Source organism: Photobacterium galatheae, assembly GCF_000695255.1.
In the GTDB taxonomy this organism is placed as follows: Bacteria; Pseudomonadota; Gammaproteobacteria; order Enterobacterales; family Vibrionaceae; genus Photobacterium; species Photobacterium galatheae.
In genome coordinates, this window is the sequence record NZ_JMIB01000027.1 from 1 (window position 1) to 16,406 (window position 16,406).

General features: G+C 42.6%; 14 protein-coding genes. 8 read left to right on the plus strand and 6 right to left on the minus strand.

Features of this window, described 5'->3' with window-relative positions; all coding sequences use genetic code 11:
* The 4 genes from EA58_RS21715 to EA58_RS13090 form a co-directional block, all read left to right on the plus strand.
* Window positions 1-1,806 (plus strand): hypothetical protein (locus tag EA58_RS21715; protein WP_036753580.1); only part of this gene is annotated, 1,806 nt, incomplete at its 5' end.
* Window positions 1,807-1,958: 152 nt separating this feature from the next.
* Complete coding sequence (locus EA58_RS13080) at window positions 1,959-2,690, plus strand: hypothetical protein (protein ID WP_036753583.1); 732 nt, start codon at window positions 1,959-1,961, stop codon at window positions 2,688-2,690.
* A 12-nt stretch (window positions 2,691-2,702) separates the two neighbouring features.
* Complete coding sequence (locus EA58_RS13085; protein WP_036753586.1) at window positions 2,703-3,362, plus strand: hypothetical protein; 660 nt, start codon at window positions 2,703-2,705, stop codon at window positions 3,360-3,362.
* A 281-nt stretch (window positions 3,363-3,643) separates the two neighbouring features.
* On the plus strand, window positions 3,644-6,394 hold the full coding sequence (locus EA58_RS13090; protein ID WP_152548026.1) for an ATP-binding protein: 2,751 nt from the start codon (window positions 3,644-3,646) through the stop codon (window positions 6,392-6,394).
* 63 nt (window positions 6,395-6,457) lie between these two features.
* Here EA58_RS13090 and EA58_RS13095 read toward each other — a convergent pair whose 3' ends face one another.
* Window positions 6,458-6,799, minus strand: a complete 342-nt coding sequence (locus EA58_RS13095; protein WP_152548027.1) for a hypothetical protein — start codon at window positions 6,797-6,799, stop codon at window positions 6,458-6,460.
* A gap of 4 nt (window positions 6,800-6,803) precedes the next feature.
* A complete protein-coding gene (locus EA58_RS13100; RefSeq protein ID WP_036753595.1) occupies window positions 6,804-7,253 on the minus strand; it encodes a hypothetical protein in 450 nt (149 codons plus the stop codon).
* Between the two features lie 484 nt (window positions 7,254-7,737).
* Between EA58_RS13100 and EA58_RS13105 the strand changes: the two genes are divergently transcribed.
* From EA58_RS13105 to EA58_RS13115, 3 genes are all read left to right on the plus strand, one after another.
* The gene (locus EA58_RS13105) at window positions 7,738-9,297 is read left to right on the plus strand and encodes a hypothetical protein (protein WP_152548028.1); all 1,560 of its coding nucleotides are present in this window, start codon (window positions 7,738-7,740) and stop codon (window positions 9,295-9,297) included.
* 1 nt (window position 9,298) lies between these two features.
* On the plus strand, window positions 9,299-10,510 hold the full coding sequence (locus EA58_RS13110) for a hypothetical protein (RefSeq protein WP_036753601.1): 1,212 nt from the start codon (window positions 9,299-9,301) through the stop codon (window positions 10,508-10,510).
* 81 nt (window positions 10,511-10,591) lie between these two features.
* A complete protein-coding gene (locus EA58_RS13115) occupies window positions 10,592-12,004 on the plus strand; it encodes a secretion/conjugation apparatus DotM-related subunit (protein ID WP_152548029.1) in 1,413 nt (470 codons plus the stop codon).
* 76 nt (window positions 12,005-12,080) lie between these two features.
* Here the strand turns inward: EA58_RS13115 and EA58_RS13120 are convergent, their stop codons facing one another.
* Genes EA58_RS13120 through EA58_RS13130 form a run of 3 tightly spaced genes read right to left on the minus strand, consistent with a single transcriptional unit; the run spans window position 12,081 to window position 14,371 of the window.
* Entirely contained in the window at window positions 12,081-13,025 is a 945-nt protein-coding gene (locus EA58_RS13120; RefSeq protein WP_036753607.1) for a S41 family peptidase, read from the minus strand.
* 1 nt (window position 13,026) lies between these two features.
* Window positions 13,027-13,692 (minus strand): DsbA family protein, encoded by a 666-nt coding sequence (locus EA58_RS13125; protein ID WP_036753611.1) that lies wholly within the window; start codon window positions 13,690-13,692, stop codon window positions 13,027-13,029.
* A complete protein-coding gene (locus EA58_RS13130; RefSeq protein WP_036753614.1) occupies window positions 13,673-14,371 on the minus strand; it encodes a hypothetical protein in 699 nt (232 codons plus the stop codon). The genes EA58_RS13125 and EA58_RS13130 overlap by 20 nt, the downstream gene beginning before the upstream one ends.
* A gap of 48 nt (window positions 14,372-14,419) precedes the next feature.
* Here EA58_RS13130 and EA58_RS13135 point away from each other — a divergent pair, with 48 nt between their 5' ends.
* Window positions 14,420-15,124 carry a thioredoxin domain-containing protein gene (locus EA58_RS13135; protein WP_036753616.1) on the plus strand — a complete coding sequence of 235 codons (705 nt, stop codon included), beginning with the start codon at window positions 14,420-14,422 and terminating at the stop codon, window positions 15,122-15,124.
* A gap of 167 nt (window positions 15,125-15,291) precedes the next feature.
* Here the strand turns inward: EA58_RS13135 and ftsZ are convergent, their stop codons facing one another.
* Window positions 15,292-16,401: a cell division protein FtsZ gene (gene ftsZ, locus EA58_RS13140; RefSeq protein ID WP_036753617.1), complete on the minus strand. Its 1,110-nt coding sequence runs from the start codon at window positions 16,399-16,401 to the stop codon at window positions 15,292-15,294.
* Window positions 16,402-16,406 lie beyond the last annotated feature (5 nt).

The window sequence follows — 16,406 nt, forward strand, 5'->3', positions numbered from 1 at the left end:
ACGGATACGTTTGATGAAGCAGATACTTTTTCAGAAACAGAAAACGTTGATGAGCAAAACGGTTTCAATCATGGAACCAGTTTTGATAATAAAGATAGGCTTGATAGTAAGGATAGCCTGGATGAAACAAATCCTTTTGAGAATGATGAGCTGGATTCTGAAGACCAAATTTTAGCTGATGAAGATGGGTTTGGTTTTGAAGAAAGTGACAGTGATGAGTCAGAACTTTTCGATGATATCTCTCAAGCGGTTGCTGTGGATGATACGAGTTTTGACGTTGTTTCTGATGATGAGTTTGGCGCGCCTTTTCCAGATTTTGAACAGAGTGATGAGGTATCAAATTCAGTTGAAGCAGAAAGCGACTCTTTTGTCAGAGATGGGAAAGAGGAAACATTTTCTGAACCTGAGCGAGAAACACGCAATGCTGATGCGTTCTCGTCTGATGAAGACTTCCTGTCTGAGGATGATTCAGATGATGGTTTCCTTACTGATGAAGACTTTCTGTCAGTGGATGACCCGGATGATGGTTTCCTCTCTGATGACGATTTCTCGACAGAAGATGATTCGGGCGATGCGTTCCTTACTGAAGATAACGCGCCTGTGCGTGATGAAGGAGCCGGTGAAGAAGCGTCAGGCTTCGCGAATAACCAAGTGTTTGAAAGCAGTGATGCCCTTGCTGCTGCGGCAGTGGGTACGGCTTCAGTTGCTGCTGCAGTTGGTGTCGCATCAGGTCTGGCTGCCCGTAAAGAAGTAAAGAAGGAGGCTGAAGAATCTCACAGAAAAGATAAACAAGATAACGTGAAAAGTAATAAAACAGAGAAAGGGAAGCCAAGTCAGGCGAAGTCTGCCGAAGGCCGCTCTCCGAGTGTATTCAAAGCATCGTTGATTTCTTCGTTCGTCACATCTGCCCTGTTCATTGGTGGGGGGTATTTTGCATATGATTTTGTCCTCAAAGATACCTTAGCAACAAAGGATGATGTCGATGATCAAGTGAACAGACTCCAAAGCTCGCTTGGGAAATCAACTGAAAAAGAAATAAAAGTTATTCAGGATGGCTACGTCACTAAGGCGCAGTTCGAGACAATGATTGGCGATCTGAGACAGGTGATTGATGATGTGGAATCAATCAGTGGAGATAAAGCTTCTGATATTGCAGGCAGCCTGAGGGAAGTAAAAGGGCTGATGGCCACCGCAACGCAAAGGCTCGACGCGTTAGAGAATCAAGACTTAGTTCTGAGAAGTGATATGCAGACCGCAATCAAACAGATTTCGACGCGTTCTGTTGAAGATAATGCAGCCAGAAACGGTATTGTTGTCGCGCTGAAGAAATTGGAATCTCTCGAAGGTAAGTTTGATAAAGAGATCGAGAAAATTCTGAAGGAAAGTAAAGCGGATAACGGCGACATTTCGGTGAAAATTAATGAGTTAAAAGTCGAGTTATTAAAAGAAATTGATGAGGTTTATTCTCAGGCGGATAAAGCCAGAAGGATGAACGAGGAACTTTACAATAAGTACAGTGAATTATCGAAATCGATTGACTCGAATGCCTTACCAGAACGAAAAGAGCGAACGATAGCAAATGCCCTCGGAATTGATGTGGCGAAAGGTGCATCACAACCTGTTTATAACCTGAGTGGAATCGTAAATGGCCGGGTTTTTATCGATATGGACGATGATCCGAAGAAGCAAAAAATTCGTTACTATAATGTTGGCGACTATATTGATGGTTATGGAAAAATAACTTCAGTGTCTAAAGAGTCGAAGGAAGTCATGACTGAAAGTGGCAAGGTGAAATTCAGACATTAGATCTTGTTGACTGTCAATGAAACTATATTTAGGGAGGTGAGCCTCCCTTTTATTTTTGTCTAGGGTTTCAATCATTTAAAAACACTGCGGGTTTTCCTGATTTGTGTGACTGGGACTGTCATTGAACCTTGGTTTATAATTTCTTAAATTTAATGAAATATAAACAAATTAAGGTGAGGATATTCATATCATTATTGGCTTTATCGCCTGCTGCTGCTTTTGCTGAGGCTGAAGCGGGGGAACAAACGCAATCATTCATTCAAGCCGCTATCAACATACAATCATTTATCGGTTTGTTTTATGTGGTTTCTTTTATTGTTGGGGCCACGATATTGCTTTCTATCGTTTCAACCTTTGCTGATTTTGAGAAGTTTAAACAAAGGGCGGAAAATCCTGCCAGACAGCTTGTTGTGAGGTTTATTATTGCAGGAATTTTAATGAACCCTTCAACCAGTGTGATGTTAATGTCGGAGACTTTCGGGTTTAGTGTAAGCAAAGAGAGTCAGTTCTGTTTTGCGTATAACTTAAATCCGAACACGGCAAAGGGGGGTGTTGACACAGATGGTAAAACCCGAGAATGCTACAAAACAGCTTCAAACAATCTACAAGAGCTTCTTAAAGAGAAACACACTCAGTTAACTGAATCTGAGCTTCAGAAGTTTCTGGACGGGAGGTTCAAGGTTGTTGTTGGGGTTTTCCAAGTGATTGCAATGTATTTCTACTTATCTGCTTGGTTTAAGATTTATGCAATCTCGGAGGGAAAAGAAAGGCAGACTTCGTACGGGAAGCAAGTCATTGTCCTTTTATTTTCGACATTATTCTTGAATCTTCCGGCAGCAATGGAGCAAATTTACCTATGGGTGAGCAAAACAGGTATTATTTAAAAAAACTGGATTATGTTAGGAATATCTAAGTATAAAAAGCTAAAAAAATTATCCGACAAGCAGACCTCTGCGCTGGTGGCCTCGGCGACCAAGGCCGTTTCAACTGGTGGGGGGAAGACTATCGATGTGATTTATTGTCACTGTTGTAATCTCCCTGTGTTTGAAGATGATGCCTTCATCGGTCAAACCGAAGACAGTGCAGATGCAAAAATTCTTTGCGGGTTATGTTATTACCCGAGAAACCTGGATATGGTGAGATTTTCTGATTCAGGCACACTCATTTTTGCTCCAGACCTTACACAAACACAGGTTTCATCGCTGGCATTGGTGATGTATTACGCAAAGAGCTTGGCATCAGAGAGTCAGGATATGATGGATCTGATTTCTGATGTTGAAGATTTAATTCTCAGACGATCTGAAGTTTTAAATACAGGGATCTGTCATGGCGCATCAACGCCTTCAATTGTATGCCAATTCATGTATATGATGGATGAATCAGATTACGAAGAAAGAGGAAAGCTATTTGATTCAGTCAGGTTGTTTCCTTCTGAAAAACTCGCGAGTCGTCAATTGGCTTACCTGAGTACCAACGTTTTGAAAAAATATCACCCAGATAAATGGGGTGGGTTCGTTCAGGCTATGGGAAAGCAAATAAAAGCATCATCAATATGATTTGAAATGCAACAAAGCGACTTTGTGATGAAGTCGCTTTTTTATATACTTTTTAAAAAAGTTCAATGAATTTAAGTATCGCCGGTGCTGTAGAGAATTTAATCAGGCTCTATATTAACGGCACAAAAACAGATCCTGATCAGGTTGTCGATATTGACGCAGCAATCGGGCAGCACACTTTTGTGTCAAAAGATGGATTTCTCATGTCCATTGTGAAGGTCAATGGGCGTCAATCGGAAGATAACCACTACCACTCATATAATGCATCATTAAGGCCTTTCATGAGTAAAATCTCGGCTGGGATTAAAGATGGGGTTCACTCAATCCATGTCACTTACGTGAAAGAAGTCGGGGGTGAGGCAGATTTAGTGAAAGCGTCAATTGCTGGTGCACGAGAGAAGGCGAGAAATTACGAGTTCGAAGGGATGGAAGATCTGTTCGATGATCAGGTCAAATTTATATCGAAACAAATCATCGAAGAAGATGTTTTCCTGGCCGTGTGGACGAATACATCTTTCCTTCGTCCTCGGCAAATTGCGCAAGAGAAATCAGAAATCGCGGAAGCAAAAAAAGAGCTGCCAATCGCGGATGATGCCCATGGGCTGGTCGATACCTATTCACATATGAAGGTGAAGCACGAAAACTATGTGGAGGCTGTGATTGACGGACTTGCCGCGTCGGGTGTGCAGGCTGACGTTGTGGACAGAGATCAAGCGATGCTATCCATGGCCCAGGTGATTTATCCTTTCCTGGGGGCAGGTTTTCAATTCATATTCCCGGACAGAGAGACTTACCCAAAAGCGAAAGCCCATGCAGGCGGGTTAGAGGATGATGCGAGTCACCTGCTTTGGGATTCAGTGTCTTCTCAGATTATCAGAGAGGATGATATCGATGTGGATCTCACAGAGGGGGTCGTGAGGGTCGGTGATAGATACTTCAGTACGTTTGAGGTGAAAAACCCGCCGAGAAATCTCGTTCTGTTCAACGCGATAGGTGATGTGATCAAAAGTGATGTGCCTTGCATGTTTTCTTTTGCAATCTCATCGGCGTCAAGCTTTACATTTTTCTGGAAAAAGCTCTTATCGACCTTGCCCGTGCCGGCATCGAATAAACGCATTAAAAAATCCATCCAGGCTGTCAGTTTACTGAAAGAGGTGGGTGAGCCTGATGTTGAGTATAAGGTTTCAGTCACTACATGGTCTCAGGATTCAGAAACGTTATTTGAGAACAGAGACTACCTGAAGGGGGAGGTTTCCAGCTGGGGCAATTCTGTGGTTCGCAACTACAGAGGCTGCCCTTTTGATGCCTTAGCCTCCTCGATCCAGGGAATGAATTACAAAACTTTTGGCAGTACCGTCTACGCGCCTTTATCGGGCGTTCTTGCTCAATTGCCATTTGGCAGAAGGCTTCGTTTCTGGCGGCGTTCCGCTTTAAATTTCGTTGGAAACGGGGATGTCATCTATCCCTATGCGGTTCAATCATCTGAACAGAAATTCTGGAATATCGGCGTCTGTGCAACCATGGGTTCTGGTAAATCTGTGTTGCTGCAAAATATTGCTTTTTCACACTTATTTGGCGAGACCATCGGGGGAGAAATGCCGATGGTTGGCTATATCGATAACGGGTTCTCAGCCAAAACTATGGTGGAGACTTTGGCTGCGATGGCACCGAAGAACAAAAAGCACCTGTTCAAACACATCACGTATGAGAACAACAAAAAGTTTGCATACAATATTTTTGATACTCAGATAGGTTGCCGGTATGCAGATTCTGATCAAATGAATCAGATTATTTCTACCCTGGTTGGGATTATCACGCCAGCAGGGGAAGAAAAGGTGCATGGTGACGCAGCAAACTTACTGAGGAAAGTTGTGAAGGAAGCTTACTTCACGCTCAGCGATAAGGAAAAGCCACGTTATTACCGAGAGGGAAGAGCGCCGAAGCTGGATGCCAGCCTGAAGAAGATTGGTTACGATGCGACAGGGAAGACTTACTGGGAAATTGTTGATGATCTGTTTGATCAAAAGCGCCTGGTGATGGCGGAGTTTGCGCAAAGATTTGCGGTACCCAGCATTCAAGATGTGATTCAGCAACTGACCATCAGTGATACGGTAAACAACTCATACAAAGGGATTGTTGCATACAACAACGAGGAGTTAGTTCCTTATGTTCGAAGAGCCTTGATGGAGGCGATTGAGAAATACCCCGTATTTTCTGGTGTAACCGTTCTTGATGTGAACATGGCTAGATTTATCGTACTTGACTTGGATCGGGTGGCGAAATCGGGCAATGCTGAAATGGATAAAGATTCCTCTGTTTTTTACGCTCTGGCGCGATTCATCGTGTCGAACAACATGTTTATCTCAAGCACTTTGATGGAAGTCGTGCCAGAGAAATACAAGGTTTACCATCACAAGAGAATTGATCTGGTGAAGTCGATTCCGAAGTTACTTGTTTACGATGAGTACCATCGATTGAAGTCTCCGACGGTGATCTCTCAGATAAAGCGAGAGATGCGTGAGGGTCGTAAGTGGTCTCTGATTAATGTGTTTGCTTCTCAGCTACTTCAGGACTTCGATGAGTCGATGCAGAATCTTTTGTCAACAACGTTTTTAATGTCGAATGATGCGGGATCAAAAGAGGAAATTAAGTCAACATTTGCCCTCAATGAAGACACGATGAATTATGTCATGAGTGAGCTGACGGGGCCAAAAGGCGCCAGGGGGGCCTCGATTGTCGGTTTATTCAAGTTTAAGAAGGCAACGCTGATTCAGAGATTAAGATTTGTGCTTTACCCGTACATGTACTGGATGACAACATCGGATGCCATTGATAACTCTCTAAAGCAAAAAGTGATGGCGAAGCTTCCCGTGTCGGAAGCCATTCAGGCGTTATCATCATCTTATGGTTTCGGAAGTCGGAAGGTGTATGAAAACATCAGCGAGACTCACCCAGATCCGGAAGTGAAGAGAGATCCGATTCAGTTTATGGCCGATTCACTGGTGTCGGGTTACCTCTCAATGAAATCATAGCCTCGGGTAAATCTGGACAGAAGCAATCAGTGAAAAAGGAGCCTGAGGCTCCTTTTGATACAATCATTTCTTATTCATCGACATCGCTTTACTGAGCTGGATATGAACGCTGTTTACCAGAGGTATATTGAGCGGCATCCGGTTTTTATAGATGTCTTTTTCGTTATTGCATGCTTTATATTCTGAAAAATATTCCTTGAGGTAGTTTTTTGCCTGATTGTCATCACTTGTGATATTCGCGAATCGTGATATCTCAGAAAAAAAAGAACAGTCTGTGAGAAGTTTAGCGAATAACGCTGAATCAGACTCTCTCATACTTGTTGTTGGCGAAAATAACCGTCCTTCATTTAATTTTCCTCCAGATGAAGGGAAAATGATGTATTTTTTATCATTTGTAGTGTACATAGTCTCAGTAGATGAGTGGATCTTTTAGATTTTCGAAGTTTTCAGTGTCATAAATATCAAAGCCCTGTTCCAGATTGTCACTCCAATCTTCGGAATTCCCCGCTCTTGGTGGAACAATTTCATCAAAACTTTTGACAATTTGGATGGGCGACCGATTGAGAGCTTTGGTGATTTCCACACCTGATTTCCCCGTTGTGACATAGCCGTGAAAATCGACGGTTTTCACTAAGTCCTGGGTTTCCTCAAATTTTGGCAGAAGGCAAGCGATTCTCTTCCTGGAGCATTGGATTGCAATGTAGAAAGGTGACTCAGGTTCTCCAAATTCGATATACAGTGTTTTCATGCCTGCAATAATGGCTCGGTTTATTTTTCCCATAAAGAACCAGGGGATGAGCGGCCTTGGGGCTGCGATAATCGGGTGGTTTGTCTCAATGTGGCGACCAAATGCAAACATGCTGCACACTCCTGTGTTTAGCTCAATCACATGGTCATAGATGCGAGAGAAACGGGCCCGTCTTGAGTGCAGTAAATGTTGTAACCAGATGGTAAACACCACCTTGCTGGGCATAACTCTGAGTTCAATGTGATTCATTTTTAGTGATTTTATTATCGAAAGATACTTAAAAAATCTTCACGATTAAAATTTGTAATCATGAAAATATTTCTTATCACATCCTCAGATTTATATTTCCTTCGCGAAAGTTTTCATAAACAAGATGAAATTGGTTTTGGAACGTATCTCCAGTTCCAATAAAAATAACACTGAGTGCTAAGTTTTCTCTGGCGGGAATGAATTCAGATGGTGTTCTTGAAAGCCCATGCCATTCTATTTCGCCCGTTTCGTGTATCTCGAAAGGATTATCAATCGGTGTGTTTATCAGGTGCTTAAATTAAACTCGAATCAAATTAGTGCTATAATTTCAGGAAAAATATTAAGGATGAAGCTTAATAGAATATTTGTCGCTTGTACCCTTGTTGCAATGTCTTATGGCGCTCATAGTAATCAGCCTCTGGTCGTAACAGATTTTGGGCCAGTGGTTACTCAGCCGCTGGCTGAAGATGTTTCTCGTATTACTGCTGCGACCGCGACGACATCAACAACAATCATGAACGCGACGAGAAATGTCATCGCAGCTGTTCATGCAAGCGGCAGTGAAGCCGCCAAGGCAACTTTGTCTGCCGCATCAAAGACCTCGACAGATCAATTAACTGCAGCTCAGATCCAAATGAAGTTAGAAATGGATTATCAGGCCCAACTGGAGGCGCTCAGGCAGAAAGATCTGACGAAACTCATTTCTGATGAAAGCGATGCATCGGTCAAATTTATCGAATCATTTTTAAGAAGGGAAGATATCAAGCACCTGAATATCTCCGAGGTGATTGACTACACAAAGAAAGAGGTGGACGCGAAAGCGGCTGTGGTTGAACCTTCAGCTTTAGCACCTTCCTGTAACCGTGGCGATACAGCGTGTGAAGCGAAAAAGGAAGAAATGAAGAATGTTGGTTTTGAGCGGAAGTTTACGCCAAGTTCTCATTTATTAACCTATGCAGAGATGTGTGCGGTGGGTAAAAAACGCCAGACTAAAAAAGCAGCCGAGACGGCAGCGCAAAACAGAACCCATATTGATTCTGCGAAAAAATCGCAAGAGACGCTGAATAAAACCAACTCGAAAGAGGCTCAGTCGGTCAGGCTGAAAGAGCAGATCTCGTCTAACTGTACGCCAGATGCGGTAGAGAAAGGTTTGTGTGGCACTGTGACCAAGGGCGACTATATCGAAAAGGTGCTCAAGAATGAAATCATACCTAATGGGGGTGTTTCAGCTTCGAACCTTTATGCGCCAGCGCCAGTAGGGGGGGCTGGAATTCTCAATCTGGAAGATCCTCAGTTGCAGAAGATGGCGAAGATTGTTGAGTTTGATTCTCTAGAAAAAACCGCGGGCGGCAAAAAAGATTTACCACCGATTGTTCAGACCTATCGGAACTCTGCTCAATTAAAGGCGGCCGAGGCGTTTGTCGAAAATATTGTGAACTTAGATGCCATCGGTAACCAACCGGTTTCAGAACGTAAAAAAGAGACTTCGGTCGCTTTCCAGTCGAAGTTTATGAGTCGCGCTGCCCAGTTGGATTTAGCAAAAAGTACGCTTAATCAGTCTGTTGCAGAGAGACGAGGACAAAAATTGTCTGGTATTCCGATGTCATCGATTCAACAGGGAGAAATGATTAAAGAGGTCGAGGATGGCGCAGGTCCATTGGACTTAAAGTGGCACCAAATTCAGGAAGATATGAACAAGGTATCCCCCGCCAATATCGATCAGCTGACCGCGATGTCAGACAATCAGATTTGGCTGGAAATGTACACAACCTTAGTGAAGAAGAATGAAGCTCAATTTGAAAGGATGATCAGACTCGAGAGACAGTCACTGTTACTGGCGGCTTTGCTGGCTGCTGAAGCCAATGATCCTGAGAACATTGAGTATTTAAAAAGAGTAGGCGAATAAGATGAAGATGATGAACTTAAAACGAAAGCAAGTCCCCATCATTGTCGCATTTATGTATGCTGGCGGGGCGTTTGCGTGTACATGTCCGCCAGTTGGGTCCGTTCAAACATTAGCCAACCCGGCACTGACGCTTGTTCTTCAGAGTCCAGGTAAAGCGTTTGATGCATATGACTCGACGATTTCAATGCAGTTGAAGATAGCTTTTGCGAACATTCAAAATGCTGTGGTTGATCAGAATATGCAGCTGGCTCAAACAACGATGGAAGCCGCTGAACTGATCACAAAAAACCAGACAGATGTTCAACGATTAACGTCTGAACTGAGAATGAACCATGAAGCTTATCTTGAGAAAACGGGGAAAAGAGAAGCGGCTGCACTTTTGGCGACTGGTGGTGGTGACGTGGGGAAAGCGGTTAACAAGGCGTATTTTGCGAAACTCTGCGCTTTGAAAAAAAACTCAGACGCCGCGTTTAGTGCGACAGGTAGAAATGCTTCGTTGAACTTAACCCGAAGCGCTGTCGGAGAGTACGAATTCTCTGCAAGAGGGGCTTTATTGACGTTTTCTGGTGGAAATGTGGTGAAAAGTCACTATGAAAATTTCTGTACAGAAGCTGATCGTAGCCAGGGCTTGTGTGACGAAGTTGCAAAAATTCCGAATGCGGATCTTTTATCTTTCGTGTTCCTGCGACCCATGAATGAAGCAGGCAAAGGGGTGGTGAAAGACATCGTGATGAAAACGGAGTACACCTATAGTGATTATGAAATGAAAGCGGCAAAGTCATACATTGAACATGCTGTACCGATGACGCATCTTAAAAAACCGCCCATTGGTTCCGAACTTGATACAAATGTGGTCAATTACACGGCAAGATATAAGCAGCTTCAGTCGATGGTAAACATGTCAAGGTATGTGTTTTCTAAAGCATATAACAACAGGATTCCTATCGTAAATACGTCTACGTTAAGGTTAAGCCGATTTGATCAAATGCGGGTGATGTTGACGAAAGCTGCAACCTCTGATGTCGATGCGGTCACGAATTCAAACGCAAAGGGTAAAATGATTTTTGTTCTAAATCAGATGGCTTTAGAGAATATGCTTGATCAGGAAATCTCAGAACTGGAAAAGTTAAACAATGATTTACTGGCGGCGCTTTTGGCTGAAAAAAATAATAAGTTAGACGTCATTTCAGAGATAAACAACAAGCGAGGCTAAGGTTTCTCACTGGATTCAAAAGCTCACATTGTGGGCTTTTTTTCTTCCTTTTTTAGCAGGAGTTGGTAACTTTAAATAAAAATGAACGAAAATAACAATTCGTCACAATCCTCAACTGCAATGCTCATTGCGATATTTGCTGCCTGTCTCATTGCGCCCTGGGTCATCAATCAATACCTTTTGAAGTACTATGTTGGCGCATGGTATTGGTTGATTTATGGTAAGGTCTGGCTGCTCTACAAGATAACTTCATTTCCTTTTGTGAGTGAAAATCTTGATTATATTCTGTTTTGGGTGGATTGGTTCATTGTTGACTCAAATATACCTGATGGACGACTGTATCCGATCGTCAATGAGATTTATAAGGGACTTCTTGAAACAGATACAAGCAGTATGGAGGCGATCAGAAATGCTTTTTCAACAAGTGATGGGGAACTTTCAGGTAAATTCTCAAACACAAGCAGATTTGCGATGGCTGTTTATTTACCGATTTATCTCTATATATCAATGCGGATCACATATAAATTACTGACCATTAAAAAATTCGATAATGTATTTACGCTTGATGAATTTGCTGAATCCATGGCTGAAGGCTTCCCCGAGCTTCTTCCTGTTGTTTATGATAATCCGTTAAAGTACGACCTTGATGAGGGGCATTGGCGAATGTCACCCAAGATTTATACCTATCTCAAGAATCATCATTGTATTGAAGAGTTCATTGATGATGGAAAGGAGATGTTTAAGCTCAATGAAGAAAATTTATCAACCCTTTTGGTTGAGCAGTTAGGCGAGAAATGGGATGGCTTTGAGGGGTTAGATAAAAACTACAGAACGATTGCGGCTATCGCATTACCACTTGTGAACTCACCGGCAAAAGGGAAAGCGGCCACTTATCAATTAATTGAAGCATTAGGCTATGCTTATAGTGTCAAGCCGACCTTCCTGCCGAGCTTAAAAAAGGGTGTGAAAACGTTTTTACTCAGCATCCTGAATATCAATTTTTATGTTGCAGGAACCTCGAAGGGGAAAAAAGTAAGAAAAGTATTCTTCAAAGACTTAAATGGTATTGTCATGGGTTGGAAAGAGACATTCAGACAAAGAAAGTACAAAAAGATATCCCAGGCCATTGTCGAAAAAAATATATCTGACTTTCAGGATATTCCAGCAGTTAAAAATATTCTGAAGAAGCACGCTTATAAAAGTACAGTCATTGCTGCACTGATTGAGTCTGCACGGCTTGGGGGCGTACTTCCTTCATGCAGTAGCATATGGCTTAAAAAGGAAAATAGAAACCTCTTCTATGTTTTTAACAATTTAGGTAGACATGTTTCATGGATTGAAGTGGTAGGGTTTTGGTCTCATTATCTCAATGAAAAGAAAGTTGAAGCGCCATTCCCTTATCCTAAGATTGAAAATGGTGTAGAAGGGGTCGATGATGCACTTTACTCATCGTTCTATAACTATGCCCCTCTGGTAGAGCGAGACTCAGCGTAGAAAAGGTTGAACCATGACAACAAAGAGGCAAATTGTATTGCCTCTCTTTCCCTGTGCCGGCAACCTAAAAATTCATTCATTTGGATGAATTATTGATTTCAAACTTTCCGATAGTCAGCATGTAGCTCCCATATGGTGTATCAAACTTTGCCTGAATACTTCGTTTGCCTTTCATCGGTAATCCATCAACATCCCATCCATTTTCAATCAGATTGTGAGCGAAAATTTCAGCGGAACTCGCCGTATGTTTGTTGACGAAAAGGCTTCGTTTTTTCAATTCATTGTCATCAAGAGAACCTTCGACCCATAACGCTTCTTCTCCGTCCATTGTGAAAAGTGTGGCGATGTGATGACGTCCTTTCGGTAAAAAACCGGAGAGTATCTTGATCGTACACTCAAGGTCACCACCATGATTATCTCGTAAGTCTAAGGATCGAATCTTTTCTGGGTGTGAGAGAAGACTTTCTGCAACACAGCCGTTATCGCTGTCGAAGTTTGTAATTTTTAAACGAAGGCCATCTTCAGACAATTCACTTTTCTCTGATTGCTCGTTTGATGGTGTCCCTGTCACATCTGCATCTTTTCTTAACATGATTGTGTAAGGGTCATCTGTTCGCTTGATAGCCACTTTCAGCAGCAGTAAATCGACGTCATTAATCGATAAGCTCGACTCATCAGATAACCCTTTTTTAAGGTGTGCGGTGAGCTGGATCAGACCTTCAATGCTGAGCGCTCCAATTTCTGTCAGACATGAATTTCCTTTCAGGTTGAACTCTTGACAGAATCTACGCACAGAACCTTTTGCAATATCCAGGGTTTTTTCAAAATTACTGGTCGGAAAGTGTGTCGCATAACGGACAATGTATGTCTCGAACTCTACAGGAGCGTTCGTGACAATATTGAACTCTGAATTACCGGCGACAGATGGCGATAGGCTGTCGTTGATTGCATAAGATTGAACGGGTAAAAAAAAGCACACGGAACACAGTGCACCTTGTATCTTTTTGAATAATGTCGGCATGCTAATCTCTAGTTGAATTGACGATTTTCAGGCTGCTCTGGTACGCGACAAGCGCTTCTGTGATGTTGAGCATTCCCTGATGAGTGAGTCCGAATTCTGGGCTTACTCTGTACGCTGCATGTTTGCCAATCACAACAAGGCTAGGCGTACCGATAACCCCAAAAGATTCTGCGTACTCCTGCGTCGCTTTTACAGACGAATTCATCTTTTCCAAAGACAGTTTGGTCATTATCTTACCACGACTTTTTTTCGTTGCAACGCTGACTAAGTCGGCTGCTCTCAGTAAGTCAGTCACTTGATCGAGCCCTAAGCTTTCTTGTGCCGACTCGACGTCATGTCGACTGAGTGCTGGGTTGAGTTCTACGGAGGCAAGGTAGGCTTTTGAGGCCCATTTCCAAGGTTCAAATGGCGCAAACGGGACTGAGATTAAATCGACCTGACGGCCCATTTTACGCTTCCAGCTTTCGAGTTCAGGGGAGAATTTTTTGCAGCTTGGGCAGTTCGTATTAAAGAAGTAATAAACGCGAATCGTGTTTTCACTAGCACTCGTAGCCGCCATAGGAATCGCTTCAAAGTACTTTTTCTTTTCTGCTTCGCTCGCACTGACTGAAAATCCGATGACTGAGATGGCGATGACTGATGCAATTTTAAAGATTATCTTTTTCACAGATTTCATGAATGGTTTGTATGTTTTTTTCGACTAATTTATCAAGTTCAATCATTATTTTTTCGGGTGAGATAATGTTCAAGTGTTCGACGTTCAGACTGTGTTGAATGATTATTTTCACAAATCTTTGATTCAGCCTGATTGCGCCGACGGGTAATACTGTTTTGTGATTGTTTTCTGTGCCCGAAAACGTCATCTCTTTTGTTTGATTGATGCAGTCTATCAGGTTCCCGTAGAGGCTTTCTCCGTTGACCTCAACAATGAGGTACTCAGAGGATAATACGTGGCATTTGTATTGGATAGTCGCTTCTTTTTCTGGGTGATTGTCGATGGATAGGCACAAAGATGGTATCGGGCTTTTGATGGTCAATGCGCCGTAAGTGTTGCAGATATCTTCAGATTCACTGGAATTCATGTGATCAGGAATTTTTAAACAGTATTGGTTGCCAGCACCCAGTTCACAGGTCACTTCAAATGTCAGCACGTATACTCTGTTAAAAGCATAAATACTTGCGTGAACTCTTTGACTCTCAAGGGCTTTTTCACACTGAATGATGACCTCATGATTGTCCTCATTGATTTTTAATATCTCTGCTGAAATCTCCTGATCCAAGTCAGTAAAGAATCCGCCAATGCAGATATCTAACTGAGTGAGCTTGAGTAGACGAATCGGTGTCATTTGGTGTATTTTTTTAGTAAATGCTATTCAAAATAATATGATTTTACAATGAGAGCCAATAAACTATTTCTGATATGTGCAGCCCTTTATACATCGTCATCATTTGCGTCTTACCCGGAGGCTTTAGAACGTTCTTTTCATGAAACAAGAATATATCATGAAGACAGTGACAAAGTGTTTGGTTATGCAAGAGAGAAAGATAAAAAAATAGGCAGCTATTTTACCTACGATATCAATGAAAATAGACTCGGTATCGGCGAATCAAAATATAGTCTCGATGGTAACAGATTTATCAAAATAAAGGGCAGGGAAGACAACGAGATGAAGAACACAGTTGTGCCATATTTTGCGAAAAGATATGGGGCCAAATTTTCATCAGGCGATCAAGGGAAGGCATATGTATTCTTAGATTACTCTTGTCCATTTAGTCGAGCGTTTGTTCAGCGAGGTCAGCTTGAGCAGCTGGCGAATGATGGGAAGGAGGTTTGGGTGATGCCCATGAGTCGAGATGCAACGACGGAAGGCATTTTGAACTACAGTGCATTAACCTGTGGGAGTGCTTCTTCTGAAGACAAACTATCGAGATTTCTTCATTGGATGAAAGCGGGTGCAGCGAATGTTCAAAAATCAGAGCTGAAAGCCGCTCAGTGTTATTACTGGTTAGATTTGAAGCCATATTATGGGTTAATCTCTGAGCTAGGTCTGGAAGGTGTTCCTGCTGTATTTGAGATAAAAAATAGTCGTGTTGAGTGAGACAACCAAGTTTTAAAAAATGACGTTTATTGCCTCAAATGGTTTATACAAACAGTCGGTAGAGGAAGAGATCATGGCTGCCTGGGAGCAGTTGCAGCACGGTTCCATGCTTTCGCCCAAGAGATTTTTAAGAGAAGTATGGGGAGCATCGCTCCCCACAAATGTTTCTAAGCGCTCTTTTGGGTTAGAAATGATGGTATTTCAGACCCTGAATTTGTACGTTGCTTTGGTTGAGCCGATGTTTCTCCGTATTGAGCTTTTCTGGATTCAACTTTAAATGGTGATTCTGGTTTCGATTGAACTGCATCATGTTTACTCTTAAGCCCAGTTGCAATCACGGTCACTTCTATCTTTTTCTGCATGTCGAGATCAAATGAGTTTCCAACTTTGATCGTGGCATTTTCTGAGGTGATTTTTCTCAACTCAGCACCAATAATATTGAGCTCTTCCAATTGGAGATCCATGCCACTCACGATTGATACAATCAGACCTTCAGCATTGCTGATGTCAATATCATCAAGAAGAGGGCATGTGGTTGCCTGAAGTACGGCTTGAACGGCTCTGTCGTCACCAGCTTCCCCGATGCCCTGACCTTGCCCCATAATCGCCAAACCTTTAGAACCCATGACTGTTTTCACGTCAGCAAAGTCTACGTTAATCATGCCGTCTTTTAAGATCAGATCGCTGATACCACTGACTGCAGTGTAAAGCACTTCATTCACTGCATCAAACGCATGAAGCAGTATGATTGAGTTATCGAGTTTCTCCAGCAGTTTTTGGTTTGGTATGACAACAATAGAATCAACATATTGCTTGAGTTCTTCAATGCCTTCCAGCGCGTAGCTCATTCTTTTATTCCCTTCGAAGCTGAAAGGTTTTGTGACCACTGCAACGGTGAGAATTCCTTGCTCTTTTGCTGTTTTAGCGATGACAGGGGCAGCACCGGTGCCGGTACCGCCACCGAGTCCGGCCGCAATAAATAAGATGTCGGCACCTTTGACTGCATCGGATATTTCATGAAGGCTTTCTTCAGCTGCTGCTCTCCCGACTTCAGGTTGCGATCCTGCGCCCAGCCCCTGGGTTGATTCTTTTCCGATTTGGATCATATGGTCGGCTGGGCAGCCATTCACACTTCTCAAAGATTGAATATCAGTGTTTACACAGTAAAGTTCTGCACCTTCAAATTCACGTTTTATAATATGACCAATGGCATTTGTTCCGCCACCGCCAACCCCGAAGACCTTGATCACCGGGTTTTCAATTAGATTCTGTTCCATCTTCT

What these genes read in the sequence shown, in the direction of transcription:
- EA58_RS13120 (WP_036753607.1), bottom strand. Translation starts at nt 13,025, where the DNA reads ATGCCGACATTATTCAAAAAGATACAAGGTGCACTGTGTTCCGTGTGC.
- EA58_RS13110 (WP_036753601.1), top strand. Translation starts at nt 9,299, where the DNA reads ATGAAGATGATGAACTTAAAACGAAAGCAAGTCCCCATCATTGTCGCA.
- EA58_RS13105 (WP_152548028.1), top strand. Translation starts at nt 7,738, where the DNA reads ATGAAGCTTAATAGAATATTTGTCGCTTGTACCCTTGTTGCAATGTCT.
- EA58_RS13130 (WP_036753614.1), bottom strand. Translation starts at nt 14,371, where the DNA reads ATGACACCGATTCGTCTACTCAAGCTCACTCAGTTAGATATCTGCATT.
- EA58_RS13080 (WP_036753583.1), top strand. Translation starts at nt 1,959, where the DNA reads ATGAAATATAAACAAATTAAGGTGAGGATATTCATATCATTATTGGCT.
- EA58_RS13115 (WP_152548029.1), top strand. Translation starts at nt 10,592, where the DNA reads ATGAACGAAAATAACAATTCGTCACAATCCTCAACTGCAATGCTCATT.
- EA58_RS13135 (WP_036753616.1), top strand. Translation starts at nt 14,420, where the DNA reads ATGAGAGCCAATAAACTATTTCTGATATGTGCAGCCCTTTATACATCG.
- EA58_RS13100 (WP_036753595.1), bottom strand. Translation starts at nt 7,253, where the DNA reads ATGTTTGCATTTGGTCGCCACATTGAGACAAACCACCCGATTATCGCA.
- EA58_RS13095 (WP_152548027.1), bottom strand. Translation starts at nt 6,799, where the DNA reads ATGTACACTACAAATGATAAAAAATACATCATTTTCCCTTCATCTGGA.
- EA58_RS13090 (WP_152548026.1), top strand. Translation starts at nt 3,644, where the DNA reads ATGAGTAAAATCTCGGCTGGGATTAAAGATGGGGTTCACTCAATCCAT.
- ftsZ (WP_036753617.1), bottom strand. Translation starts at nt 16,401, where the DNA reads ATGGAACAGAATCTAATTGAAAACCCGGTGATCAAGGTCTTCGGGGTT.
- EA58_RS13085 (WP_036753586.1), top strand. Translation starts at nt 2,703, where the DNA reads ATGTTAGGAATATCTAAGTATAAAAAGCTAAAAAAATTATCCGACAAG.